At 43.3% G+C, this 21,724-nt stretch carries 20 protein-coding genes and 1 tRNA gene; 10 read left to right on the top strand and 11 right to left on the bottom strand.

Annotation, left to right across the window (positions count from 1 at the left end; translation table 11 throughout):
- Positions 1 to 64 precede the first annotated feature (64 nt).
- Entirely contained in the window at positions 65 to 1,045 is a 981-nt protein-coding gene (locus ACZ5O6_RS06380) for a 2Fe-2S iron-sulfur cluster-binding protein (protein WP_447091633.1), read from the top strand.
- Between the two features lie 27 nt (positions 1,046 to 1,072).
- On the opposite strand, the gene ACZ5O6_RS06375 is transcribed toward ACZ5O6_RS06380, so the two are convergent.
- Together ACZ5O6_RS06375 and gloB are read right to left on the bottom strand one after the other, a co-directional pair.
- Positions 1,073 to 2,680, bottom strand: coding sequence for a lytic transglycosylase (locus ACZ5O6_RS06375; RefSeq protein WP_464283485.1), 1,608 nt, complete (start codon positions 2,678 to 2,680; stop codon positions 1,073 to 1,075).
- Positions 2,681 to 2,850: 170 nt separating this feature from the next.
- Positions 2,851 to 3,681: a hydroxyacylglutathione hydrolase gene (gene gloB, locus ACZ5O6_RS06370; protein WP_447091631.1), complete on the bottom strand. Its 831-nt coding sequence runs from the start codon at positions 3,679 to 3,681 to the stop codon at positions 2,851 to 2,853.
- A gap of 95 nt (positions 3,682 to 3,776) precedes the next feature.
- On the opposite strand from gloB, the gene ACZ5O6_RS06365 reads away from it, so the two are divergent.
- Positions 3,777 to 6,260, top strand: a complete 2,484-nt coding sequence (locus tag ACZ5O6_RS06365) for a DNA internalization-related competence protein ComEC/Rec2 (RefSeq protein ID WP_447091630.1) — start codon at positions 3,777 to 3,779, stop codon at positions 6,258 to 6,260.
- A gap of 57 nt (positions 6,261 to 6,317) precedes the next feature.
- Here ACZ5O6_RS06365 and ACZ5O6_RS06360 read toward each other — a convergent pair whose 3' ends face one another.
- Positions 6,318 to 7,130: a hypothetical protein gene (locus tag ACZ5O6_RS06360; RefSeq protein WP_447091629.1), complete on the bottom strand. Its 813-nt coding sequence runs from the start codon at positions 7,128 to 7,130 to the stop codon at positions 6,318 to 6,320.
- A 476-nt stretch (positions 7,131 to 7,606) separates the two neighbouring features.
- On the opposite strand from ACZ5O6_RS06360, the gene topA reads away from it, so the two are divergent.
- Positions 7,607 to 10,342, top strand: a complete 2,736-nt coding sequence (topA, locus tag ACZ5O6_RS06355; RefSeq protein WP_447091628.1) for a type I DNA topoisomerase — start codon at positions 7,607 to 7,609, stop codon at positions 10,340 to 10,342.
- A 119-nt stretch (positions 10,343 to 10,461) separates the two neighbouring features.
- Here the strand turns inward: topA and ACZ5O6_RS06350 are convergent, their stop codons facing one another.
- Together ACZ5O6_RS06350 and lexA are read right to left on the bottom strand one after the other, a co-directional pair.
- Positions 10,462 to 10,932: a hypothetical protein gene (locus tag ACZ5O6_RS06350; protein ID WP_447091627.1), complete on the bottom strand. Its 471-nt coding sequence runs from the start codon at positions 10,930 to 10,932 to the stop codon at positions 10,462 to 10,464.
- Between the two features lie 81 nt (positions 10,933 to 11,013).
- Positions 11,014 to 11,628, bottom strand: coding sequence for a transcriptional repressor LexA (gene lexA / locus ACZ5O6_RS06345; protein ID WP_447091626.1), 615 nt, complete (start codon positions 11,626 to 11,628; stop codon positions 11,014 to 11,016).
- Positions 11,629 to 11,954: 326 nt separating this feature from the next.
- Between lexA and nagZ the strand changes: the two genes are divergently transcribed.
- The 4 genes from nagZ to ACZ5O6_RS06325 all read left to right on the top strand — a co-directional run bounded on the left by nagZ (position 11,955) and on the right by ACZ5O6_RS06325 (position 14,736).
- Positions 11,955 to 12,995, top strand: a complete 1,041-nt coding sequence (gene nagZ / locus ACZ5O6_RS06340) for a beta-N-acetylhexosaminidase (protein WP_447091625.1) — start codon at positions 11,955 to 11,957, stop codon at positions 12,993 to 12,995.
- 35 nt (positions 12,996 to 13,030) lie between these two features.
- The gene (locus ACZ5O6_RS06335) at positions 13,031 to 13,567 is read left to right on the top strand and encodes a hypoxanthine-guanine phosphoribosyltransferase (protein ID WP_447091624.1); all 537 of its coding nucleotides are present in this window, start codon (positions 13,031 to 13,033) and stop codon (positions 13,565 to 13,567) included.
- Positions 13,568 to 13,604: 37 nt separating this feature from the next.
- On the top strand, positions 13,605 to 14,363 hold the full coding sequence (locus ACZ5O6_RS06330) for an S-methyl-5'-thioinosine phosphorylase (RefSeq protein WP_447091623.1): 759 nt from the start codon (positions 13,605 to 13,607) through the stop codon (positions 14,361 to 14,363).
- 160 nt (positions 14,364 to 14,523) lie between these two features.
- Positions 14,524 to 14,736: a cold-shock protein gene (locus tag ACZ5O6_RS06325; protein ID WP_447091622.1), complete on the top strand. Its 213-nt coding sequence runs from the start codon at positions 14,524 to 14,526 to the stop codon at positions 14,734 to 14,736.
- 85 nt (positions 14,737 to 14,821) lie between these two features.
- Here ACZ5O6_RS06325 and ACZ5O6_RS06320 read toward each other — a convergent pair whose 3' ends face one another.
- The 3 genes from ACZ5O6_RS06320 to ACZ5O6_RS06310 form a co-directional block, all read right to left on the bottom strand.
- Entirely contained in the window at positions 14,822 to 16,525 is a 1,704-nt protein-coding gene (locus ACZ5O6_RS06320) for a DEAD/DEAH box helicase (protein ID WP_447091621.1), read from the bottom strand.
- Positions 16,526 to 16,710: 185 nt separating this feature from the next.
- Entirely contained in the window at positions 16,711 to 16,992 is a 282-nt protein-coding gene (locus tag ACZ5O6_RS06315) for a peptidylprolyl isomerase (RefSeq protein WP_447091620.1), read from the bottom strand.
- A gap of 24 nt (positions 16,993 to 17,016) precedes the next feature.
- A tRNA-Arg gene (locus tag ACZ5O6_RS06310) sits at positions 17,017 to 17,093 on the bottom strand.
- A 98-nt stretch (positions 17,094 to 17,191) separates the two neighbouring features.
- Between ACZ5O6_RS06310 and arsS the strand changes: the two genes are divergently transcribed.
- The 3 genes from arsS to ACZ5O6_RS06295 are packed head-to-tail and all read left to right on the top strand — an operon-like array spanning position 17,192 to position 19,623.
- Positions 17,192 to 18,190, top strand: a complete 999-nt coding sequence (gene arsS, locus ACZ5O6_RS06305; RefSeq protein WP_447091619.1) for an arsenosugar biosynthesis radical SAM (seleno)protein ArsS — start codon at positions 17,192 to 17,194, stop codon at positions 18,188 to 18,190.
- Positions 18,141 to 18,950: a TIGR04283 family arsenosugar biosynthesis glycosyltransferase gene (locus ACZ5O6_RS06300; RefSeq protein ID WP_447091618.1), complete on the top strand. Its 810-nt coding sequence runs from the start codon at positions 18,141 to 18,143 to the stop codon at positions 18,948 to 18,950. Before arsS ends, ACZ5O6_RS06300 begins: the two co-directional genes overlap by 50 nt.
- A gap of 4 nt (positions 18,951 to 18,954) precedes the next feature.
- On the top strand, positions 18,955 to 19,623 hold the full coding sequence (locus tag ACZ5O6_RS06295) for a TIGR04282 family arsenosugar biosynthesis glycosyltransferase (RefSeq protein WP_447091617.1): 669 nt from the start codon (positions 18,955 to 18,957) through the stop codon (positions 19,621 to 19,623).
- A gap of 22 nt (positions 19,624 to 19,645) precedes the next feature.
- On the opposite strand, the gene ACZ5O6_RS06290 is transcribed toward ACZ5O6_RS06295, so the two are convergent.
- The 3 genes from ACZ5O6_RS06290 to flgA form a co-directional block, all read right to left on the bottom strand.
- Complete coding sequence (locus ACZ5O6_RS06290; protein ID WP_447091616.1) at positions 19,646 to 20,191, bottom strand: flagella synthesis protein FlgN; 546 nt, start codon at positions 20,189 to 20,191, stop codon at positions 19,646 to 19,648.
- Between the two features lie 224 nt (positions 20,192 to 20,415).
- On the bottom strand, positions 20,416 to 20,733 hold the full coding sequence (gene flgM, locus ACZ5O6_RS06285; RefSeq protein WP_447091615.1) for a flagellar biosynthesis anti-sigma factor FlgM: 318 nt from the start codon (positions 20,731 to 20,733) through the stop codon (positions 20,416 to 20,418).
- A 98-nt stretch (positions 20,734 to 20,831) separates the two neighbouring features.
- Positions 20,832 to 21,557: a flagellar basal body P-ring formation chaperone FlgA gene (gene flgA, locus ACZ5O6_RS06280; protein WP_447091614.1), complete on the bottom strand. Its 726-nt coding sequence runs from the start codon at positions 21,555 to 21,557 to the stop codon at positions 20,832 to 20,834.
- Positions 21,558 to 21,724: the final 167 nt, after the last annotated feature.

The following is a 21,724-nucleotide window of genomic DNA, read 5'->3' as shown; positions in this document are numbered from 1 at the left end:
CAATCTTTAATACAATCATTAGCCTCCTGCGAATCCTATAAATGTTTTTAACAGGTGTTTTTTGATGTACTTAAATTACAAAAACCAGCAAATCCCCATCAACGACGGTCAGTCTGTGCTTGAGGCACTTGAGCAGTCGGGTTTTAGTGTACCTAATAGTTGCCGTAAAGGTGTGTGTCAGAGTTGTTTGTTACAAACGGATGGGGTTGTGCCGGTATTTTCTCAACAAGGTTTACGGCGGCTACAAGTGGAGAGGGGTGGTTTTTTAGCTTGTTGCTGTTATCCGGAGCAACCATTGTCGATTACTGATGCGCAGGCCACTGAGCAATTAACGGGGGTTGTTGTTGATAAACAAGTACTGGTATCTGGTGATCAAGCTCGTGCTGATATTGTCGCGATTAGGCTGGAAACGGATGCAAAATGGCGAGCAGGGCAGTACGTTGATATTTGTTATGATGAACACACGGTGCGGCCTTATTCAATTGCGAGTCGATATGATAATGCGCAGCTTATAGAGTTACATATTAAGCGCCATGCTCAAGGTAAGGTGAGTCGGTGGTTATGTGATGAGGTTGAGGTTAATCACGTGCTATCTTTTTCTCTTCCTAAGGGAGATTGTTGCTATACCGATAATGCTCCTCGTTCGCCATTGTTAATGGTGGCAACAGGAACGGGTTTAGCGCCGTTATATGGCATATTACAAGAGGCGCTTTTTCAGCAGCATAGTGGGCGTATCGACTTTTATCACGCAGCCAGTGATGCCAATGGTTTATATTATAAAGAAAAGTTGGCGCAACTCGCAGGGCAATACTCGAATCTACATATTCATTCAGTCGTGAAGCATGATTCAGGTATAGAAGAAAAATATTTAATCGGTGACGTTGTGGATGTCGTTAAACAGCGGCACCCAGAAATGCAGGGTTATCAAGTCTTTTTATGTGGTGCGCCCACAATGGTCAACACATTACGGCGTGCTTGTTTTTTTCAGGGTGCTGCCATGACTCATATACACACAGACGCCTTTGATACGGCTCCGATGTCTTAGATTTATCGATAAATGAGCAAAGAATCGTTACAAGCTCGCGCGTTGTGCCACTGTTACAAATAATTTAAGGACTTGCCCCGGTTTAATATATTTTTTAGCCTGAATATTATTCCATTGGCGAATGTCATTTACAGCAACAGAAAACCGCTGAGCGATAAAAGAAAGGTTGTCTCCACTTCTTACCGTGTAGAGCACTTTGCGTTTTTCACTTTGGGTATGCGCGTTTTCTGCACTAGTACTAGTTTTGGTACTATTTACCCAAATGACTAGCGTTTGTTTGTTTCTTAATACATCTTTTTCAGACATATTATTCCAATGCGCAATCGCCGAAGGCTTTACTTGGTATTGCTTAGCAATACTCCATAAGGTATCGCCAGTGCGCGTTACATAATTAACTCGCTGACGGCCTTTTTTTGCTGAACTGTTTTGACGATGCGTTAAGCGCTGTTGGGCACTGTCTTGATAGTAGCTGGGGCTTTTAGAGGCCTTGGGTATAACCAAGGTTTGCCCAATACGTATACGAGAGCTGCTTAACTTATTCGCCTGTTTGATGCTTTTGAGTGTTGTGCCATATTTTTCGGCGATAACCCCAAGAACATCGCCAGATTTCACGACATAGCGTTGCCATTGCATGCGTTCTTCAATGGGATAGTTAGCCAAACGCTGGATAATATCATCTGCTTTTTCAACGGGTACTAATAGTTGATGGGGAGGCTCCGGATCGGTTGCCCAGCGGTTAAATGATGGGTTGAGGGCATATACTTGCTTGATGGGGATGTCGCTTAACTGGGCAAATGCGGCTAAGTCAATTTGCGACTTTACATCAATGGCGGTAAACCGAGGCGTATCCTTAACAGGGAATAAGCTGAGCTTATACTGTTGCGGTTGTTGGATGATACGCGCCCAAGCAAGCAGCTTGGGGATGTAAAATTGGGTTTGTTTTGGCAGAGGTAATGACCAATAATCGGTTGGTTTACCGGCTTTTTGGTTACGTCTTATCGCTCGTTGTACGGTGCCTTCACCTGCATTATAAGCGGCGATGGCGTGTAACCAGTTGCCATCAAAAAATTTATGCAAGTAACGAAAATACGCAATCGCTGATTGTGTTGATTTTTGAATGTCACGTCGTTCATCTTGCCACCATGTGCGCTGCATTTTAAAGCGTGTGGCGGTACCGGGAATAAATTGCCATAAGCCAGATGCTCGACCTGAAGAATAGGCAAAGGGGTCAAAGCGGCTTTCCACAAAAGGAATAAGCGCTAATTCGGTAGGCATGTTGTGCTTTTCTAATTCGGTAGTGATGTAGTGTAAATAAAGGCTTGCTTGTTCAGTCTGCTGAAAAATATCTTTGGGGTGCTTGCTATATCGCTGAGTGATGGCTTGGATACGTTGCTCACCGATTGAAGGGATGGCTCCCTTTAGTTGATAACCTTGTCGAACATGATTCCATAAGTCTTTGTTTTTATTTGTACTTGATCGGGTGTTTTTGCCTTGTTTATCACTCTGTGTTGAATCACTGAATGAAGCGGGTTTCGCATCATCGGTATTATGGCTGTTCTGGGTTTGTAGCGTTGCATCGCAAGCCAATAGTAAAAGACTGCCTATTAATACTCCAAAAAAACGAAAAAATGACAAAGACTCACTCACCGATAACAACCTTGCTTGTATGATGGATTACTGCTCAAACGGATTAAACCGTCGGAATAAGGCGACGTAGTCTAATCAAGCGGGTGTTATTCTACAAGAGTGATTAACGAACGGTGTGCCTCGGGTAGTGTTATGACATAGCGACAACACTGCGAAATTTACTGAAATTGGTCTTTCCATTTCCTGAGAACGGCGAAAAATTCGGCTGAGTTAAGTGTCTCATCACCCGCTATAGTTTGCCAATAATCAGTAATAGCCTTTTTTACGCTATCGGTATGTACTCTTAAAAAAGGGTTTGTTTGATACTCTTCCGACAGGGTAAAGGGGATACTGGATTGATTATCTGCCCTGAGCTTTTGAATAGCCGACAGACGTTGTCGGATAGCTATGTTATCTGGCTCTACGGCTTGAGCGAAGGCTAGATTCGCTAATGTGTATTCGTGAGCACAATACACGCGTGTGTTATCGGGCAGGGCGGCTAGCCGCCGTAAACTATGGTGTAATTGTGCTGCTGTTCCCCCTAATAACCGACCACAACCACCGGCGAATAAAGTATCACCACAAAATAAAACCGGTACTTCTTGTATGGTCTCTGAATAATAGACGATGTGCTCTGGCGTATGTCCGGGTGTTGCCATTACGTGTAGTGGGTAATTATCGAATAATGTCACTATATCGTTTTCATGCCGTCTATGAGTGATTTGAGGAATAGAGCGGCTATCAGGCCCATAAACCGGTAGGGGTGAAGACGCGGATGTTTTATAACGACTAGTGAGAAAGTTGATACCTCCCGTGTGGTCAGGATGGCGGTGTGTGACCAGAATACCTGCAAGATTAAGCTGGTATTGGCTCAGTATACGGTCGACTGCTTCGCCATCACCCGGATCAATAACGTAAGCCGTTTGTGGCTGATGTTCGACTAATGGCTGTTGGGTGAGCAACCAAAAATAGTTATCCGAAAAGGCAGGAATGGCGGTGATATGTAACATAGATAATGGACTCTAGTTCTATTTAGGGTATGCTTTAGGCCTTCTGGATGTTATAAAAAATCAAGCCAGCTCCACTCACTTTCAAGGACGAAAGTATGCGTTATCTTTATTTATTTGCAATCACAATCCTCGCAAGTAGTTATTTACCTGAGCTACCACCTAAATACTTCATCGTACCGGTTTTTGTTGTTACAGCCTATTGTCTGTATCGTCGCTATTTCTTAGTTGGCTGTTTTTTACTGGCTGGATCTATCGGTATTCTACGGGGTCATCATTTAATTGAGCAGCAATTGCCTGATGAGTTAGCTGGGTTACCCATCACGCTTAGCGGTGTGGTAATAGGGTTGCCAGTACAAGACGCGCGTCGACAGCGCTTTTTATTACAAATCACTTCTATTGTTGAGCCTTTATCGCCAGTCAGTAAGCAGTTGGTGGGTTCAACGCTGCAATTATCCGCTTATTCTAGGGATGCATTTTCAGATATTAAAAGCGAGCAAAACAGCCAAGAAAGTGGCCAAGCGGCTGTTGAATTTTTACCCGGCCAGCATTGGCAGTTAAGCGTTAAGTTGCGTCGCCCAAGAGGTTTGGTAAATCCGGCCGGTTTTGATTATCACGCGCATTTATTACGCCAAGGAGTTGCCGCTACCGGCTATGTTGTTAACGGTGTTGTTAATAACGGGATAGCCAATGAGCTCTTGGGCATACGCTGCGATTTAGCCGTTGTTGATTGCTTAAGATGGAGGGTTCAGCGCTCATTACAAATCCTTAGTGAATCCTCTGCACTGCCGCCTAATATGGCAAAAAATATATACGGGGTATTAAGCGCGCTTGCTGTCGGTAATACCCAATTAATTACGTCTACACAGTGGGAGATATTAAAGAATACGGGAACCGTACACCTATTAGCCATATCGGGCTTACATATTGGTTTAGCTGCCAGCATTGGTTGGTTGCTTGGACGAGTGCTTGTCTTTTTGTTTGGGTGGTTGGCGCCTTTTTCAATGCGTTATCGCTTATTGCCTGCGGTATGCTCGATTAGCTTATCGCTGGCTTATAGTTTGTTGGCTGGTATGAGTCTGCCCACACAGCGTGCCTTGGTGATGGTGCTTGTTTTCCATATTGCCAAACTGTGCTTTTATAAAATATCGCCTTGGACATTACTTGCGCTCGCGTTGTGTATGATCAGTCTTGTGGATCCGCTAGCGATACACGGTACGGGTTTTTGGCTTTCTTTTGTGGCTGTGGCTGTTTTGCTTTATGGCTTTTCCGGTAGGCCAAGTTCGTACTCATCAAATAGTGCTATTGGTTATCGCTATTTTATACAGGCGCTTAAAGCGCAGTGGTTGTTATTTATTGGCTTAGGTTTACCCAGCTTAATTTGGCTGCAAGGCATGAGTTACAGTGCACCGTTAGTTAATTTTTTAGCGATTCCTTATGTCTCCTTATTCATCGTTCCTGCGATATTCTTACTTTTATTATTACTTGCATTAGGCTCAATAAGCACTTTTCCCCCTGTTTATTATGACTTAATTGGTCTTGTGTACACTGCTATTGAGTATTTGATTAACGGCTTGTTAGTTAGCTTGGATTATGCCGATCATATCGCTCTTGGTTTTCAATTTATTGGTGTGCTTACTCCCTCACTTATTGGTCTTGTTGTTGCCGTTGTCGGTGCCGTTTATTTACTTGCACCTAACGGTTTGCCTTATCGTTATTTGGGGCTTTGCCTGTTGTTGCCGGTGCTGTTTCCCATTATTGATAAAAAACAGTTGGAAATCACCTTTTTGGATGCCGGTCAGGGCACAGCCGTTGTGGTGGATACTAAACATCATCGGCTGGTTTACGATACTGGGCGTGAATGGAGCGAACGGTTTAATACGGGCGAGCATATTATTGCACCTTATTTACGCGCAACAGGGCAGCGTGTGGTTGATATGCTGATGATTAGCCACTCGGATAAAGATCATGCGGGTGGTATGCAAGGCTTGCTAAAGGCGGCTGATGTTGATTTGCTGCTGACGGGCAACCCTGAAACGTTGCCTATGCCCTCATCTGCGAATGAGTTTTCCGATCAACCGCATCGGCTCGCTAAGCAGTGCGTACAGGGACAATACTGGCAGTGGGATACGGTTGATTTCCGGGTACTGTGGCCACCGCTATCACGCGAAGTCGGTGAGTCACGTAAAAGTAATAACGACTCTTGCGTGTTATTGATCAGCGTAGGAGAAAGGCATGTGCTGTTAACGGGGGATATTGAAAGCATTGTTGAAAAAGAACTACTTGAGCACGCCTATTTGCCGCCAAACATTGATATTTTATTGATGCCCCATCATGGTAGTAATACCTCGTCCGAGCGCACTTTTATTCGCAGGGTATCTCCTACATTTGCTATTGCTACCGCAGGCTATCGTAATCAATATCGTCACCCCAGTGAGAAGGTGCTATCACGTTATCGCCAACAGGGCTCTATCGTGTTTAATACGGCAAGCGATGGAGCCATTCAGTTCTCTTTAGAGAACTCTGCCGATGATTGGTTGTTGAAAACATGGCGTGATCACCATAAGCGCTATTGGTATTAGTGAAGCCGTCCAATACCTATATGATGCTTCGGTGTATTTTTGTGAATTTGAGGTGAGCTATAATTGTGCTTGCGGTTTACCCAGATCATCTTGTTGTGCGTTGAGCATGGCTTGGTGCTCAAGGTTCATTTCTTCTAATTCTTCATCAATTTCTAAATCATCAGGATTAAATTCTGTTTCTGGCATTAAATGAGCATCGAGGGATTTGCGGCGGCCGAACAGTAAGTCGGCCATCTGGGTAATCATTTCTGTTCGACGAGGGTCGGGATGGGATGATTTTAAGAGCTCCGTTTGTGCTTTTTTATAAAAGCCATTCGCTGATATAACCCCATCTTTCGCATAGGCTTTATGTCCTTGAACAATGTTAGATATGACTTTTATTTGCAGTTGTAACCAGTTGATATGTGATGAAAAATCTTGAAGGTCATTGTTGGATATTTTTCCTGACATATATTGTTTGCGTAGAATATTTAGAGATTCATCTAAATAGGCTTGATAACGAGCAATTTGAGCATCGCTCTTACATACACGTGAAATATGTCGATTTCCAGAATCATCGCTAAGTTCTTTAGATCGAACATTGGCATTACTTAGTCCTGCCTTTAAATAAGCCGCATTTGGATCAATTTCTATCATGGATTCGTAGTGGCTAATGATTTCATCGTTCACTAATTTAGGAATTTGGCGATCCTCACACAAACCATCAAGCACCAGTACAACATCTTCTAATTCTTCAACTTTTACTTTCATTTTTTCAAGTTTAAAGGCGGTTTGCTTTGCTTTTTCGACCAAATAATTACTGTAAGCAACAACACTCATCGCAAGTGCTGCAATAGCGATTAATAATATTAAGCTAGTGAAGGCCGTCATAAATTGTGGTGCTCTCTAATGCTGAGCCTCTTGTCTATGAATGTATAGTAGTGTTAACGGCGGTAGGTATAAAAACTTTAGAGAGGCGTTAATAAAGAAGGGAAAAGCATTTGTATAACATAGGCGTACATTAAATACTTTGCACTTAATGATATTTTTTTATTGTATTTTTAATTAAAACAATGCGTTACAACAATTATGTAAATTATTTTTTAAGTTGTTCTTTGGTGATTTACTTGGCTGTTGACCGTATGTATTACTGCAGTTCCACAAAAATAATACCAATATTTACTTGACCGAAAGCATTTCAGCACTTATATATGCCAACCCATTATTGAAATGGATGCCACTTTTACTGATCGTTTCAGGATAATCTCCTTGATATTGACGCAAAAAGCCCAGTGTTTTTAAGCATTGCAAGCTGTGGCCAGTTTCATCACATTTATTATTATCACCGTTACTACAGAGAAAACCACATGGGCAAATCCCTTGTTATCGTCGAGTCACCCGCTAAGGCAAAGACTATTAATAAATATCTTGGCAACGACTTCATTGTAAAGTCGAGTGTTGGTCATATTCGCGATTTACCTACTAGTGGTTCCGCTAAAAAACCGATAGATGCCAAAGCAAGGGCCAAACAAGCAGCGCTAACACGTAAGATGTCGCCGGAAGAAAAGGTTAAGCATAAAGCCAAAAAAAGCCGTGAGCAGCTTATTAAGCGTATGGGGATTGACCCAGATAATAACTGGGCTGCGCATTACGAAATATTACCGGGCAAAGAAAAAGTTGTTGATGAACTCAAAAAATTAGCCGCTTCAGCAGACACTATTTATCTCGCAACGGATTTGGATAGAGAAGGAGAAGCGATTGCTTGGCACTTGCAGCAAGCGATCGGTGGCGACGATAGTCGTTATCGTCGTGTAGTATTTAACGAAATTACCAAGAGTGCGATTCAAAAAGCATTCGAAACACCAGGTTATCTCGACCAGCATCGTGTAGATGCCCAACAGGCAAGGCGTTTTCTTGATCGTGTTGTTGGTTATATGGTGTCTCCGCTGTTATGGGAAAAAATTGCTCGCGGTTTATCCGCAGGGCGTGTTCAGTCTGTCGCTGTGCGTTTAGTGGTTGAGCGTGAGCGGGAAATACGTGCTTTTGTGCCAGAAGAATACTGGGATGTGTTTGCTTCGTTGCTCACCCCTGACAAAGCGGCTGTGCGTTGTGAAGTGAAGAAGCATCAAGGTAACGCTTTTCGACCAACGAGTCGAGACGATTGCATGGGGTCTGTTGCCGAGTTAGAGACGTCGACATTCACTGTTGTAAAGCGCGATGATAAACCAACGAGCTCAAAGCCCTCCGCGCCATTTATCACGTCAACATTACAGCAAACGGCCAGTACTCGCCTTGGGTTTGGGGTTAAAAAAACCATGATGATGGCTCAGCGCTTATATGAGGCGGGCTACATTACCTATATGCGTACGGACTCAACCAATCTTAGTCAAGAGGCCGTGGCAACCTGTCGAGATTATATTTTAGAGAATTATGGTAAAAAATATTTACCTGAATCCGCTATTAATTACTCCAGCAAAGAAGGGGCGCAAGAGGCTCACGAAGCTATTCGCCCGTCTAATGTCACGGTGTCGCCAACTCAGTTGAGTGGTATGGAGCGTGATGCAGAGCGTTTATATGCTTTAATTTGGCAGCAGTTTGTTGCTTGCCAAATGACTCGTGCGGAATTTACTAGTACATCGGTTGTGATTGAGGCGGGCGATTTTGAGTTGCGTACACGAGGTCGAGTGATTCGTTTTGATGGTTTTATGCGTGTGCAGCCTCCAGCGGGTAAAAAAGATGATGATGTATTGTTACCCAATGTAGCCGTAGGCGATGTATTAGATTTAAAACAGTTGGAGCCCAAACAGCATTTTACCAAACCGACGGCACGCTATACCGAAGCGAGTTTAGTGAAAGAATTAGAAAAACAGGGGATTGGCCGCCCATCGACCTATGCCTCCATTATCTCGACTATTCAGGATCGTGGTTATGCGCATGTTGAAAATCGTCGATTCTTTGCCGATAAGATGGGGGATATTGTCACTGATCGCCTCGTTGAAAACTTTAGTGATCTTCTAGATTATGGTTTTACTGCCAAAATGGAAGCTGCACTTGATGATGTTGCTGATGGCGATACCCATTGGCGTGACCTGCTCAATCAGTTCTATCAAGATTTTGTTCAAAAGTTAGAGCAAGCACAATTAGCCGATTCAGGTATGCGGGCGAATACACCAACAGAAACTAATATTCCCTGCACAAGTTGCGGCCGCCCAATGCAAATTCGTACGGCAAGCACTGGGGTCTTTTTGGGGTGTTCTGGCTATAGCTTACCGCCAAAAGAACGTTGTAAGACGACGATGAACTTAGTTTCAGGTGATGAGGCTGTCAGCGTTGATACGGGTAACGATAGCGATGAAGCGGCAGCTGAAGAAGCTGAGGTTAGGCAGCTTATTAATAAACGCCGTTGTAGTATTTGCGGCACCGCAATGGATAGCTACTTGTTAGACGAAACGCGTAAATTGCACATTTGTGGTAATAACCCCGATTGCGCAGGTTATGAGGTGGAGACGGGCACGTTTAAAATCAAAGGCTATGAAGGGCCAGTGCTTGAATGTGATAAGTGCGGTAATGACATGCAGCTTAAAACTGGACGCTTTGGTAAGTATTTTGGTTGCACAAACGAAGAGTGTAAGAACACTCGTAAGTTGCTACGTAGTGGTGAGGCTGCGCCACCCAAGATGGATCCGGTGCCTATGCCAGAGCTCGCTTGTATCAAAGTCGATGATACTTATATATTACGTGACGGCGCGAGTGGATTATTCCTTGCGGCCAGTCAATTTCCCAAAAATAGAGAAACTCGCGCGCCATTAGTCTCAGAAATTATCCCTCATAAGGACGAAATTGATCCTAAATATGCCTTCTTATTTTCTGCACCGGTGGAAGACGATGCCGGTAACCCAACGTTAATACGCTTCAGTCGAAAAACAAAAGAGCAGTATGTGCAGTCAGAGATTGATGGTAAGGCAACCGGGTGGAAGGCTTTCTATGAAGGCGGGAAATGGGTGGCGACAGCAGCACCGGTGAAGCGTAAGGCTGCGCCTAAAAAGAAAGCAAGCCCTAAAAAGAAGGCCGCAGTAAAGAAAAAGGCCGCGCCTAAAAAGTAGGCTCTAACCAATAAAGTTAATGACTAAAAGCAGGCGTGCTTAACGATGCTTTTTGTGGGTTAACGTGCTGTTTCTATAGAATCATGGGTAAAAGCAGGTTATTTGGACGAGGTCGCCAATTATTTGCCTCGTCCGATACTGACTAGCACGCCATTGCAGTTGCCTTGTTGAGCCGCACTTTCCATGGCTAATACATCCGATGCGGAGAAGCATTCTTGTTCAGCAATCACTTGTGTACTTGTGCCTTGTGATAATGCTTGCCAAATAATCCAGCGGGCATCTTCGCGGTTTTCAACGTACACAATACGTAAAGAAGAAACATTAGCTCCTAGTGATAGCAGTTGCTGCTTGTCTATTCGCGCTGAGGTTATCCATGTGATCCATCGTTTATTTGGTTGTTGAGTTAGCGAAGCAACAATCGAGTTTGTGATGACGCGGTTGTCAGTAAAATTCGGCACAATAATTTCGGATATTGCTCTATGTTGACCGCGAGAATAAGCGCCTTCTGTTTGGCTATTAACATGTTGAGTATAAATGCCTGTATGGGTAAAAGCTGGCGATGTGTTTAGTGTTGCTGCTGCAAAATTCATGGGTTTCCCGCCTTGTATTATGTCCGGCTGCTTTGTGTACTTTTTCCCACTCCTTGGCAAATATCCTATAAGGTTTAACGATTAACTACGTCTGATAACGCCAACACTTAATCCTTCGATAGTGAAAGACTCTTGTTCTAAGTCGACAATGATGGGCTCAAACTCAGGGTTTTCTGCGATTAAGTGGACGATTTTGCTATTGTTTTCTCGTTGAAACCGTTTCACTGTTACTTCTTCACCGATACGGGCAACAACAATCTGTCCGTTGCTGATTTGTTGTGTTTGATGCACAGCAAGTAAGTCTCCGTCAAATATACCGACGTCAATCATGCTTTCACCGTTAACTTCTAAAAAATAGTCGGCACTCGGCTGAAAAAACTCACGAGGAATACTGCAGTGGTCTTGCACATGTTCTTCCGCAAGGATGGGGCTACCCGCTGCTACCCGCCCAACAATAGGAATGCCTGGATCGTTTGCGGTTTCGTCTACGGGTAGACGAATACCACGCGATGCACCGGGCACCATTTCAATGGCACCTTTACGAGCCAATGCTCGCAAATGCTCTTCCGCAGCATTAGCTGACTTAAACCCTAATGATTTCGCAATTTCAGCACGGGTAGGGGGGTAACCCGTTTCTTCGATATTCTGTTTGATCAACATAAGCACTTGTTCTTGTCGAGATGTTAGCTTAATCATGTGTTGCTCCAAGTTCACAGTTTTGTGAGGCCGTTATTCGATACGCTTATTGATTTCAGTATGCTTTTGAGCACTAAATCATCAATGAGTGCATGTTTTTTTATACAGTAGTTAGCTTTATACAGTGTTTTATACAGGGGTGCAAATATTTTATTTTTTTATCCTTTGGGCACTTTTTATATGAACCGTTACATGTTGCCGATTGGTATGAGACAGTTTGCGGTCTGTAACGCCAATGCTGTCTTTACAATCCTCTATTATTGCAGTTGACACTAGGCATGCAGAAACGTATGTTTCCTTTCCACTAAAATAATAAATGGTTTTTTATGTCTCTTGGCCCAGTCATTATTGATATTGAAGGAACGGCACTTACTAGTGATGATAAAAATTTACTTGCGCACCCTCTCGTTGGTGGTGTTATTTACTTTTCTCGAAATTATTCATCACCGGAACAAATAGCAGCATTGAGCAAAGATATTCGTCAATGCAGGCCGGATATTCTTATTGCTGTCGATCAAGAAGGAGGGCGTGTACAGCGTTTTAAAGAAGGCTTTACTCGTTTACCCGCGATGCAGCGTTTTTTGCCACTGTTTCGTAAGAATTCACAAGCAGCATTAGCATTGGTTGAGAATTGTGGGTGGTTAATGGCTGTTGAATTATTATCCGTGGGGGTAGATATTAGCTTTTCGCCGGTTTTAGATGTCGACGATAAGCAGTGCGATGTTATTGCTGACCGCTCTTTTTCTCCCAAACCTGAAGAGGTGACATTGCTTGCCGGTGCTTGGATGCGTGGCATGAGAGATGCGGGGATGGCAACGACGGGTAAACACTTTCCTGGGCACGGCAGTGTAGTCGGTGACAGCCATCTTGTCTCACCTATCGATAATCGCAGCTGGGATGAAATTTGTCACCATGACTTGATTCCATTTGCGGACTTATTACCCCAGCTACAAGCGGTGATGCCTGCGCATGTTATTTTCCCCAATGTTGATAAACATCCGGTCGGTTTTTCATCGCACTGGCTACAAAATGTTTTACGACAAAAGCTAGCTTTTGATGGTGTGGTATTTAGTGATGATCTCACTATGGAGGGAGCGGCTGTTGCCGGTAGCTATGGCGATCGTGCTATTTCTGCGTTAGAGGCTGGCTGTGACATGGTGCTTGTTTGTAATAACCGGGAGGGGGCTTTAAGTACTTTAGGCACTCTTGAAAACTATCAGTCCTTAACTCATGTTGAGCAAAGTCGAGAGCGTATTATGAAGATGAAAGCCCTCAAGCGTTGGAGTGTAAGCGCTTTAAAAACTAATAGCCGCTATATAAAAACCGCGGCCATTCTTAATGCAATGACAACCGGTACAGCATCATAATGACTCTATTACTGCGAAAAGAAAGGCAAAAATCTATGGCTTTATTAGAAGAGGCGGAAGAGTTATTTAATCTTCGACAAATTAATGAAGCGCTCGACGCCATGGCTCTTACTATTTCACAAGACTATATCGATAAAAATCCTCTTATTATCGGTGTGATGAATGGTGCTGTTGTGACTATGGGGCATTTGCTGCCCAAATTTGCTTTTTTATTAGAAGCAGATTACTGCCATGCGACACGTTACGGCGAGCATACTGCGGGTGGTGAGATTGCTTGGCTAGCTCATCCTAATAAGTCGTTAATGGGGCGACATGTATTGCTCGTTGATGATATTTTTGATGAAGGTGTTACGCTCAAGCATATTGCTCGTTACTGTAAGGATGAAGGTGCGTTATCAGTAAAGTCGGCGGTTTTACTAGAAAAGCACCATCAGCGCAAAGTGGATGATTTTACCGTCGATTATTCTGCGCTGTCTGTTGAAGACCGTTATGTATTTGGTTTTGGTTTAGACTACAAAGGGTATTATCGCAATGCGCCAGGTGTTTATGCTGTACCTGATCATTTGTTGTAACCCATCATTCTCTCTCATTATTATTTAAGAAGATATTATGTCTATTGCAATTATTGGTGGTTCTGGCTTAACTCAATTAACCACCTTGGGAAAAGCGCGAACTATTTCAGAAAAAACACCTTTCGGAGATCACTCGCGGGGTGTTTGTAGCTTTTCTATCAATAACCGAGAAGTTATTTTTTTGCCTCGTCACGGTGACCAGCACCAATACCCGCCACATCAAGTGAATTATCGAGCAAACCTATGGCTGCTTAAATCTTTAGGGATTACAAAAATTATTGCTTGTAATGTTGTAGGGGGGATCAACGACGACATGCCTCCTCGTACATTGGTCGTGCCACACCAAATTATTGATTACACCTCTGGTCGTGAACACACCTTTTATGATGGCAATAATGATGTGATGCAAGGGGTAGAGCATATAGATTTTACGCATCCCTACAGTGAGGCATTACGACAACGTATGCTGTCATTTTTTGAGCAGTCTGCAGTCGAACATATCAACTATGGTGTGTATGGGTGCACGCAGGGACCTCGACTGGAAACAGCGGCAGAGGTGCAACGCTTAGAAAATGATGGATGTGATGTCGTAGGTATGACCGCAATGCCTGAAGCGGCGCTCGCAAGAGAACTGCAAATTGATTACGCGGCCCTCAATTTAGTGGTGAATTGGGCGCCTGGACTAGCCGAAGAGGAGCTGTCAATGCCGGTAATAATGCAATTAGTGCGAGATGAAATGGAAAAAGTGTGTGGTTTTTTCCCAGAATTAATTAAATTCCTTGAGCTGGATCACTAAATGAAACTTTGCATGTTTACAAGATAGGTTTATTGCCAGAGAATATTCACTGAAAATGGTGTGTTGTTTGGTGAGCGTCTCTATTGGCTTAGTCGATTGACGCTTGTTACTACACGATAATAATAATGTGTAATATTTTGTCAGTAGAAGGAAGTAATCTATGTCTGAACGTAATACGGGTATCGTTAAGTGGTTTAACAATTCAAGAGGCTACGGCTTCATTAGTTGTGAGGCGAAATCCGAAGACATTTTTGTGCATTACCGAAACATTCAAAGCGATGGCTATCGTTCGTTAAATGAAGGGCAGACAGTCGAGTTTAGCTTGGCCGAAGGTGATAAAGGTCTTCAGGCAGAAGAAGTGGTGTGCTTGTAAGCGCAATTAAAAGCGTGGCGCTTATGTTTCAAGCAGCATAGTAAAAGGCTAAGTTGAAACATAAGCGCTGTTAGGCTGGGGCTAATTAGTCGATTTTACTCATATTGGTTTGTTTGCCACAGATATACGTTTTCTGTAACTTTTTGAAGAGTGCTTTAGGCATATCTTTAGGTAAATCTACAGTAGAGTAATCATCGCTAATTTTAATAGAGCCGATATGTTTGCTATCCATATCCGCTTCGTTAGCAATAGCGCCAACAATATTGCCCGGTTTAACACCATCTTCACGGCCGATTTCAATACGGTAACGATTCATATTGGCATCGTTATGTTCTTTCTTTTTACGGCGTGGGCTGCTGTCTTGTCGCTCGTTTCTATCTCTGCGTTGGCGGCTATCTTTTCTGTCACCTCTATCCCTGTTTGATCGGTCATTTGAAAACTCTGCATTTTTCTTAAAATCTTTTTCAGAAATAAAGAGTGGCTGATTGCCCTGCGAAAGATAAGCTAATGCTGCGGCGATAGATTCGATGGAATGATTATTTTCTTGAATCGTTTGGTTAACAATATCGTGGTAAGTATCTAGATTTTTCTGAGTAATGGCATCGTTGATTTTTTGCTTAAACACTTCAGCACGTTTCTGGTTAACATCATTCGCGCTTGGAATATCCATTGGCTCGACAACACTTTTAGTGTCACGCTCAATCGCTCTTAACAAATGGCGTTCTCGGCTTGTGACAAAAAGAATCGCGTCGCCTGATCGTCCAGCACGTCCGGTTCTACCAATACGGTGAACATAAGACTCCGTGTCTAACGGAATGTCATAGTTAATAACATGGCTAATGCGTTTTACATCGAGCCCGCGAGCGACAACATCGGTTGCAATTAATATATCTAAAGAACCACGTTTGAGTTTTTCAACAATGTTTTCTCGTTGGTTTTGTGGGATGTCGCCATTTAAGGCTGCACAACTATGTCCACGTGCCGATAACTTCTCTGCTAACTCAATAGTGGCCACTTTAGTACGAACGAAGACGATAACACCGTCAAAGTCTTCAACTTCTAATATGCGCGTAAAGGCATCGAGTTTTTGATTGCGGTTTACAATGGAAAAACGTTGGCGAATGGTTGTTGCTGTTGATGTTTTAGTTTCTATTTTAATGTGCTTAGGATCGACTAAATACTTATCCGCCACTTTTTTAATTTCTTTCGGCATGGTGGCTGAAAATAGGGCGATCTGACGATCCTGAGGTGTATGTTCAAGAATCCACTCCACATCGTCAATGAAGCCCATACGCAACATTTCATCGGCTTCGTCTAACACTAGCGCTTCCAATTGATCAAGCTTAAGAGTTTTGCGACGGATATGATCCATTACACGACCCGGTGTTCCCACGATAATTTGCGTACCACGCTTGAGTTGACGCAATTGGTTATCGTAAGACTGGCCGCCGTAAATAGGAAGCACAGAGCACTTAAGATAGCGAGAATAAGTCTGGAATGCTTCAGCCACTTGGATTGCAAGCTCACGTGTAGGCGCTAACACAAGTAACTGAGGGTGTTTTTTATTAGGGTCAATTTTTGACAATAAAGGGAGTGCAAATGCAGCTGTTTTGCCGGTGCCGGTTTGGGCTTGTCCGAGCAAGTCTCTTCCTTCTTGAATCACAGGGATACTGGCGGCTTGAATAGGTGAGGGTGTCTCGTAACCGAGTTCGACCAGTGTTTTTAGTACGGCTTCGGGAAGATTAAGTTCATTAAATGATTCAATAATGGGTGTTTCTGATGACGTCATGATTACCTGCGATAGTCTCCGGAACGGAGCTGGGAAGAGAAAAGCGCGGATTGTAACAGATAGCGCACCCAACAGATAGCACTCTCATAGAGTGGTTATTTATAGGCAACGCTAGATAGAGAATCTACGGCCGACGCTTGAGATATATGCTTGAGCCGTAGGCCGAGAGAATTCCCTTTTGTAGCTTAATCGCTACGCGCAGTGATTTCTAATAAATGATAACCAAATTGTGTTTGAACTGGCCCATGAACGGTATGTAGCGCATCGTTAAACACAACTTTATCGAATTCTGGCACCATCTGTCCTTGAGTGAACTCACCTAAAGCACCACCCTGGCCGCCTGATGGGCAAGTAGAGTGCTGCTTGGCTATTTCTGCAAAATCAGCTCCGGCCTCGATCTCTTTTTTCAGTGTATTACATTGATCTTCTGTGTCGACCAAAATATGTCTTGCGCTTGCCTTACTCATCGCTTTTCTCCAGTTACTCTTCTGTGGCCCGCCCGAGAGGATTCGAACCTCTGACCTGCCCCTTAGGAGGGGGCCGCTCTATCCAGCTGAGCTACGGGCGGTGGAGTTTGCATTTTATGTTTTTATTCGTTTGAAGAAAACTTTTTTTATTCCCCCCTGTCATAATGACTGATATGAGCTACTCAAAATAGGATGTTCAATGTTAGATACAAAACCCTTATTACTTAAGACGGATTTTCCTGCGATTGACAGGGGAGTCACACAAACGCTACAAGTTAATCTGGGCTACTTGTGTAACTTAAGTTGTACGCATTGCCACGTTAATGCGGGGCCTAAGCGCACCGAGTTGATGTCTAGAGAGATGATTGATGATGTGCTTCACTATATTGATTTACATGCTATTAAAACGTTAGACCTCACTGGCGGCGCACCGGAAATGAATCCGCACTTTTGCTATATGGTGAGCGAGGCGAGAAAACGTGGTGTTAGGGTGATTGATCGCTGTAATTTAACGATCTTGCAGGAACCCGGCTACGAAACAATGGCGAGATTTTTGGCGGATAACTCGGTGGATATTGTGGCTTCATTACCCTGTTATGCTGAGCAAAATGTCAATGAGCAGCGAGGAAAGGGGGTTTATCAGGATTCTATCGATGCACTAAAGAAGTTAAATTCACTAGGCTATGGCCGAAACCCTTCACTAACATTAGATTTGGTGTATAACCCTAATGGTGCTTTTTTACCTCCCAACCAACAGCAGTTGGAACAGGACTATAAAACGCGATTATTCGATGAGCATGGTATAGCGTTCAACCAGCTATTAACCATAACGAATATGCCAATTAGTCGTTTCGGAGGTATGTTGCTTGCTAAAGGTAGCTATGATGAGTATATGCACTTATTGAAAGAGAACTTTTCAGCGTCGAATGTTGAATCGCTGATGTGTAAATCACTGATTAGTGTTGATTGGCAAGGTTATGTGTACGACTGTGATTTTAATCAGATGCTAGAAATGCCGCTAGTTAATCACTCGGTTAACAATAGCCCGCTCAATGAAATGATTGCCAGCGATAATGAGCGTACCCATTTACGCGATTTGCTGCACGCAACCATAGATGGTCAGCCAATTGTGATTGGTGAGCATTGCTATGGTTGTACCGCAGGGCAAGGCAGTAGTTGTGGCGGTGCACTTGCTTAACGCTGGACTTAATCAAGAGGGTAGCGCGGAAAACCTTGTTCATCTCAGTATTATCATTCCTGTCCTGAATGAAGAAGAGGGGATTCGTGCCTGCCTGCATCACCTCTGTCTGCTCAGCGAACAGTACCCCCAGTATTTGTTTGAAACCATAGTCGTAGATGGCGGTAGCCACGACGACACAGTGGCTACTGCGACCTTAATGGCCGATGTTGTGGTGACGAGTGATAAGGGGCGTGCAAAGCAAATGAACGTCGGCGCTCAACAGGCAGCAGGCCGTTATCTCTTGTTTTTACATAGCGACACACAATTTCCTCTTTCCGAAACGGCATCCTCAGTAGACAGTGCCTCTCAGCATTTGCTACCTTTTTTAGATAATCAAGGATCTGAAAAGGTGTTTTGGGGGTTTTACCCTGTGCGCCTTAGTGGTCGGCAACGATTGCTACGTGTGGTTGAAACAATGATGAATGTGCGATCTCGACTAACATCCATTGCCACAGGGGATCAGTGTATTTTTGTGAAAAGCGATGTATTTAACGCGCTGGGTGGTTTTAACACCATACCGCTTATGGAGGATGTAGAATTCAGTAAACGATTGCGTCAACGACATCCCCCTTTTATCCCTTGTGTTAAAGTAACCACAGATAGTCGTCGCTGGGAGAAGTATGGCGTGATAAAAACCATACTGCTAATGTGGTATTTGCGAGCACTGTACTTTTTCGGTGTTAATCCAACGACACTTGCTCGTTATTACTACCGGTAGTCCCATGTCTTATTCCTTGCTTGTGATGAGTAAATCCCCTGAGCGTGGACGTGTTAAAACACGTATGCAGCCCTTCCTGACACAAACACAGTCTTGCCAGCTACATATACAGTTAACCCAGCAGGCGCTTCAACAGTGGATAGATATTGATTCACTAAAGGTAGAGCTGTGGGTGGGAGGGAATATAGCTCACTTTAAACAACAAATATTACTCCCTCTGTATCAAAACAACGTGCGCTATCAATCATTACCTATTTACGCGCAAGCGCAAGGGGATCTTGGGCAGCGCATGCATTTCGCTACGGAGCATGCATTAAGAGCAGGTGCAACAGGGGTTGTTGTGGTGGGCACTGATTGTCCTTTTATTAGCCCTGAATATATTAAAAAAGCCATACAAGCACTTAAGCAAAGCGATGTTGTTATCGGGCCTGCGAGTGACGGTGGCTATGTACTTATTGGAATAAAACAATCACAGCCCGCCTTATTCAGCGGGGTGAAGTGGGGTTCGGCGTCAGTATTAGAAACCACGCAAGCGATGATTCAAAACGAGCAATTAAGTGTTAGTCTGTTGCCGGTTCTATCGGATATTGATACGCCTGAAGATCTTCAATTGCTTAAAGGAGAGCTACACGGTATTTACGCTACTGTGATGAATGAGACCGCCAAAGAGTAGCGTAAGTCCACCGCGTTTGATACTAGGCTTTGGCCACACTGCTATAGGCGCGAATCGATTGTTTACTGCCTTTAGCTGTATAGACATCTGCTTGACGATTGCCGCCTTTCAGTAAAAAAATAAGCTGCTCATAGGTTTTTTGACCACGAGTAATAAGCAAACCATTCGTATCGTTCAGTAATTTACACTTTTCAATAGTTTCGTTAACGTCATGCCATTGTTGAGATAACTCTGGTAAACCAAATGATTCTACAAACTCACGCCAGTAGCTTTCATCAGCTACTTTATAGAGTGACTGCAACCACTGTCGTCTAATATCCGCATGATTCTTGAGTTGGTCAATCAATGGATTTTTCTTTGTTAAGAGTTCATTTAGTGAATCATAGTTTTTCTGTTTAAGTAGTCGCCTTTCTTGTTCCAGTAAATTCATAAGTTGCTGGCTAATAAGTTGATCTTTTTTAACCATGATTTTCATCGCTTCTAGACTTTGTTTTTTAGTATTTTCGTCCATGGATTGCTGAATTCCTTTTTTAGGCTGGCTTTTTTGCAGTGGTTTCGTTGTGTTCATAAGACCTTCCTGATAGGAACCGGCAATGGTTCGCCTACTATTTTTAAGATTTACCCAATATAAGACTTGCTGTAATAAACCAGCAAATTTAATACCAAATAATAAAAGTAGGGCAGGAAATATAGTAATGAAGGTATAGCGTTAAAGGCAGAAGGAGTCGTGGCGCAATAGGCGCGCGAAGAAGAGGCAGATAAAACAGCGAGAAGTGATATTACACGCTGCTATTAACCACCGAGTAGGGAATCTTGATTAACAATATTTTCCGCAAGGCGTTGGCTATTGATTTCGTAGCTGCCTTCAGCAATTTGTTGTTTGATTTGTTCTACTTTAGCGCTATCGACACCCTCTGAAGCAGTAATTTTTGCTTCAAGTCGCTCAATGGTTTGTGCCTCTGGGCTCAGCTGTACATTTTTTTCTGTGCTAGCTATTGAGGTAGAAGCCGACTGGGCCTTATCTAGAGATGAAGAAACTCCCTGATTAGCCGCCTTATGTCTAGCTTGGCTTGTATTGGATGTTAGATCATTGCCGGGCTGAATAACCATAATCATTCTCTGTTGATGTCGTGTTTTGGTTAAAAATCTATTTCTGCTATAGGGGTATCGGCTGACATAAGCATGACTTTAGCTTTTTTTACGTTTATTCATAAAATAACTTCTACGTTATTTTTACTCATAACACGCGTGCGGATAACACGTGATGAACGCAGGTTTTCGACATCAATTTGATCACCTTTACGGCCATTATCTAAAGCGATACCCGAAGTTACCACCGTTAACGAGCCTACTTTTGCCGCAATATTCACTTTATCACCTTTCTTTATGATGTTGGGAGCCGCTAACTGGTGGTGGTAAATTGGTGCGCCTTCTTTTACGGAACGTTTTAGTTTTTGACCGACAACTAGCGATTTATCGGCGATATAGCCATTGCGTAGTTGTCGTGTATCTTGCGATGTTAAACCAATATCATCTTGGCGGATAATATGGTGTCTAGGAAGGCTTTTATTCAGTGTGACGACCCACTTTTTAGCCGAAACTCGGTGTTTGGTATAAATAGACCAAGGGTGTGATCCTTGGCAGCTGGCTTTGACGGATGTGACACCGCTTATTTTAGTATGTAGATTATGGCTAAACGTCAAAGGTTTGTCGCATGGCTTTAATTGTAGCCGTGAGTCTATAGAAAAGCTGGAAACGCTGACTTGTTTGTTTGAGGTACTGCTTGCCTGTTTTTCAATGACTCCTTCTAGGTATGTCTTGGCTGAAGCAACTATATGTGACATATAGCTATTATCTTTCGCCTGAGCACCGTAAGAAAGAAAAAGGAATGAAAAAAACCATAAAAAATTATACAAAAAATTACGTGATTTCATATTCTTCGCCTATGCTTTCAATACAACCGTTTGTTATGGGCTAGTCATCAATGTCATTCGATGATTTTTTGGCACCCAGCTAACGTTATTTGACTCTCTACAGTGATGAGCAAATAGTGTGCCTAAATCTTCGCGACTGTGCTAAGAATCAAATGGTATCTTTATAA

The organism is Eionea flava (assembly GCF_055393785.1).
The sequence above is the reverse complement of the archived record's forward strand: the minus strand, read 5'-3'. Positions and strand labels throughout refer to the sequence as shown.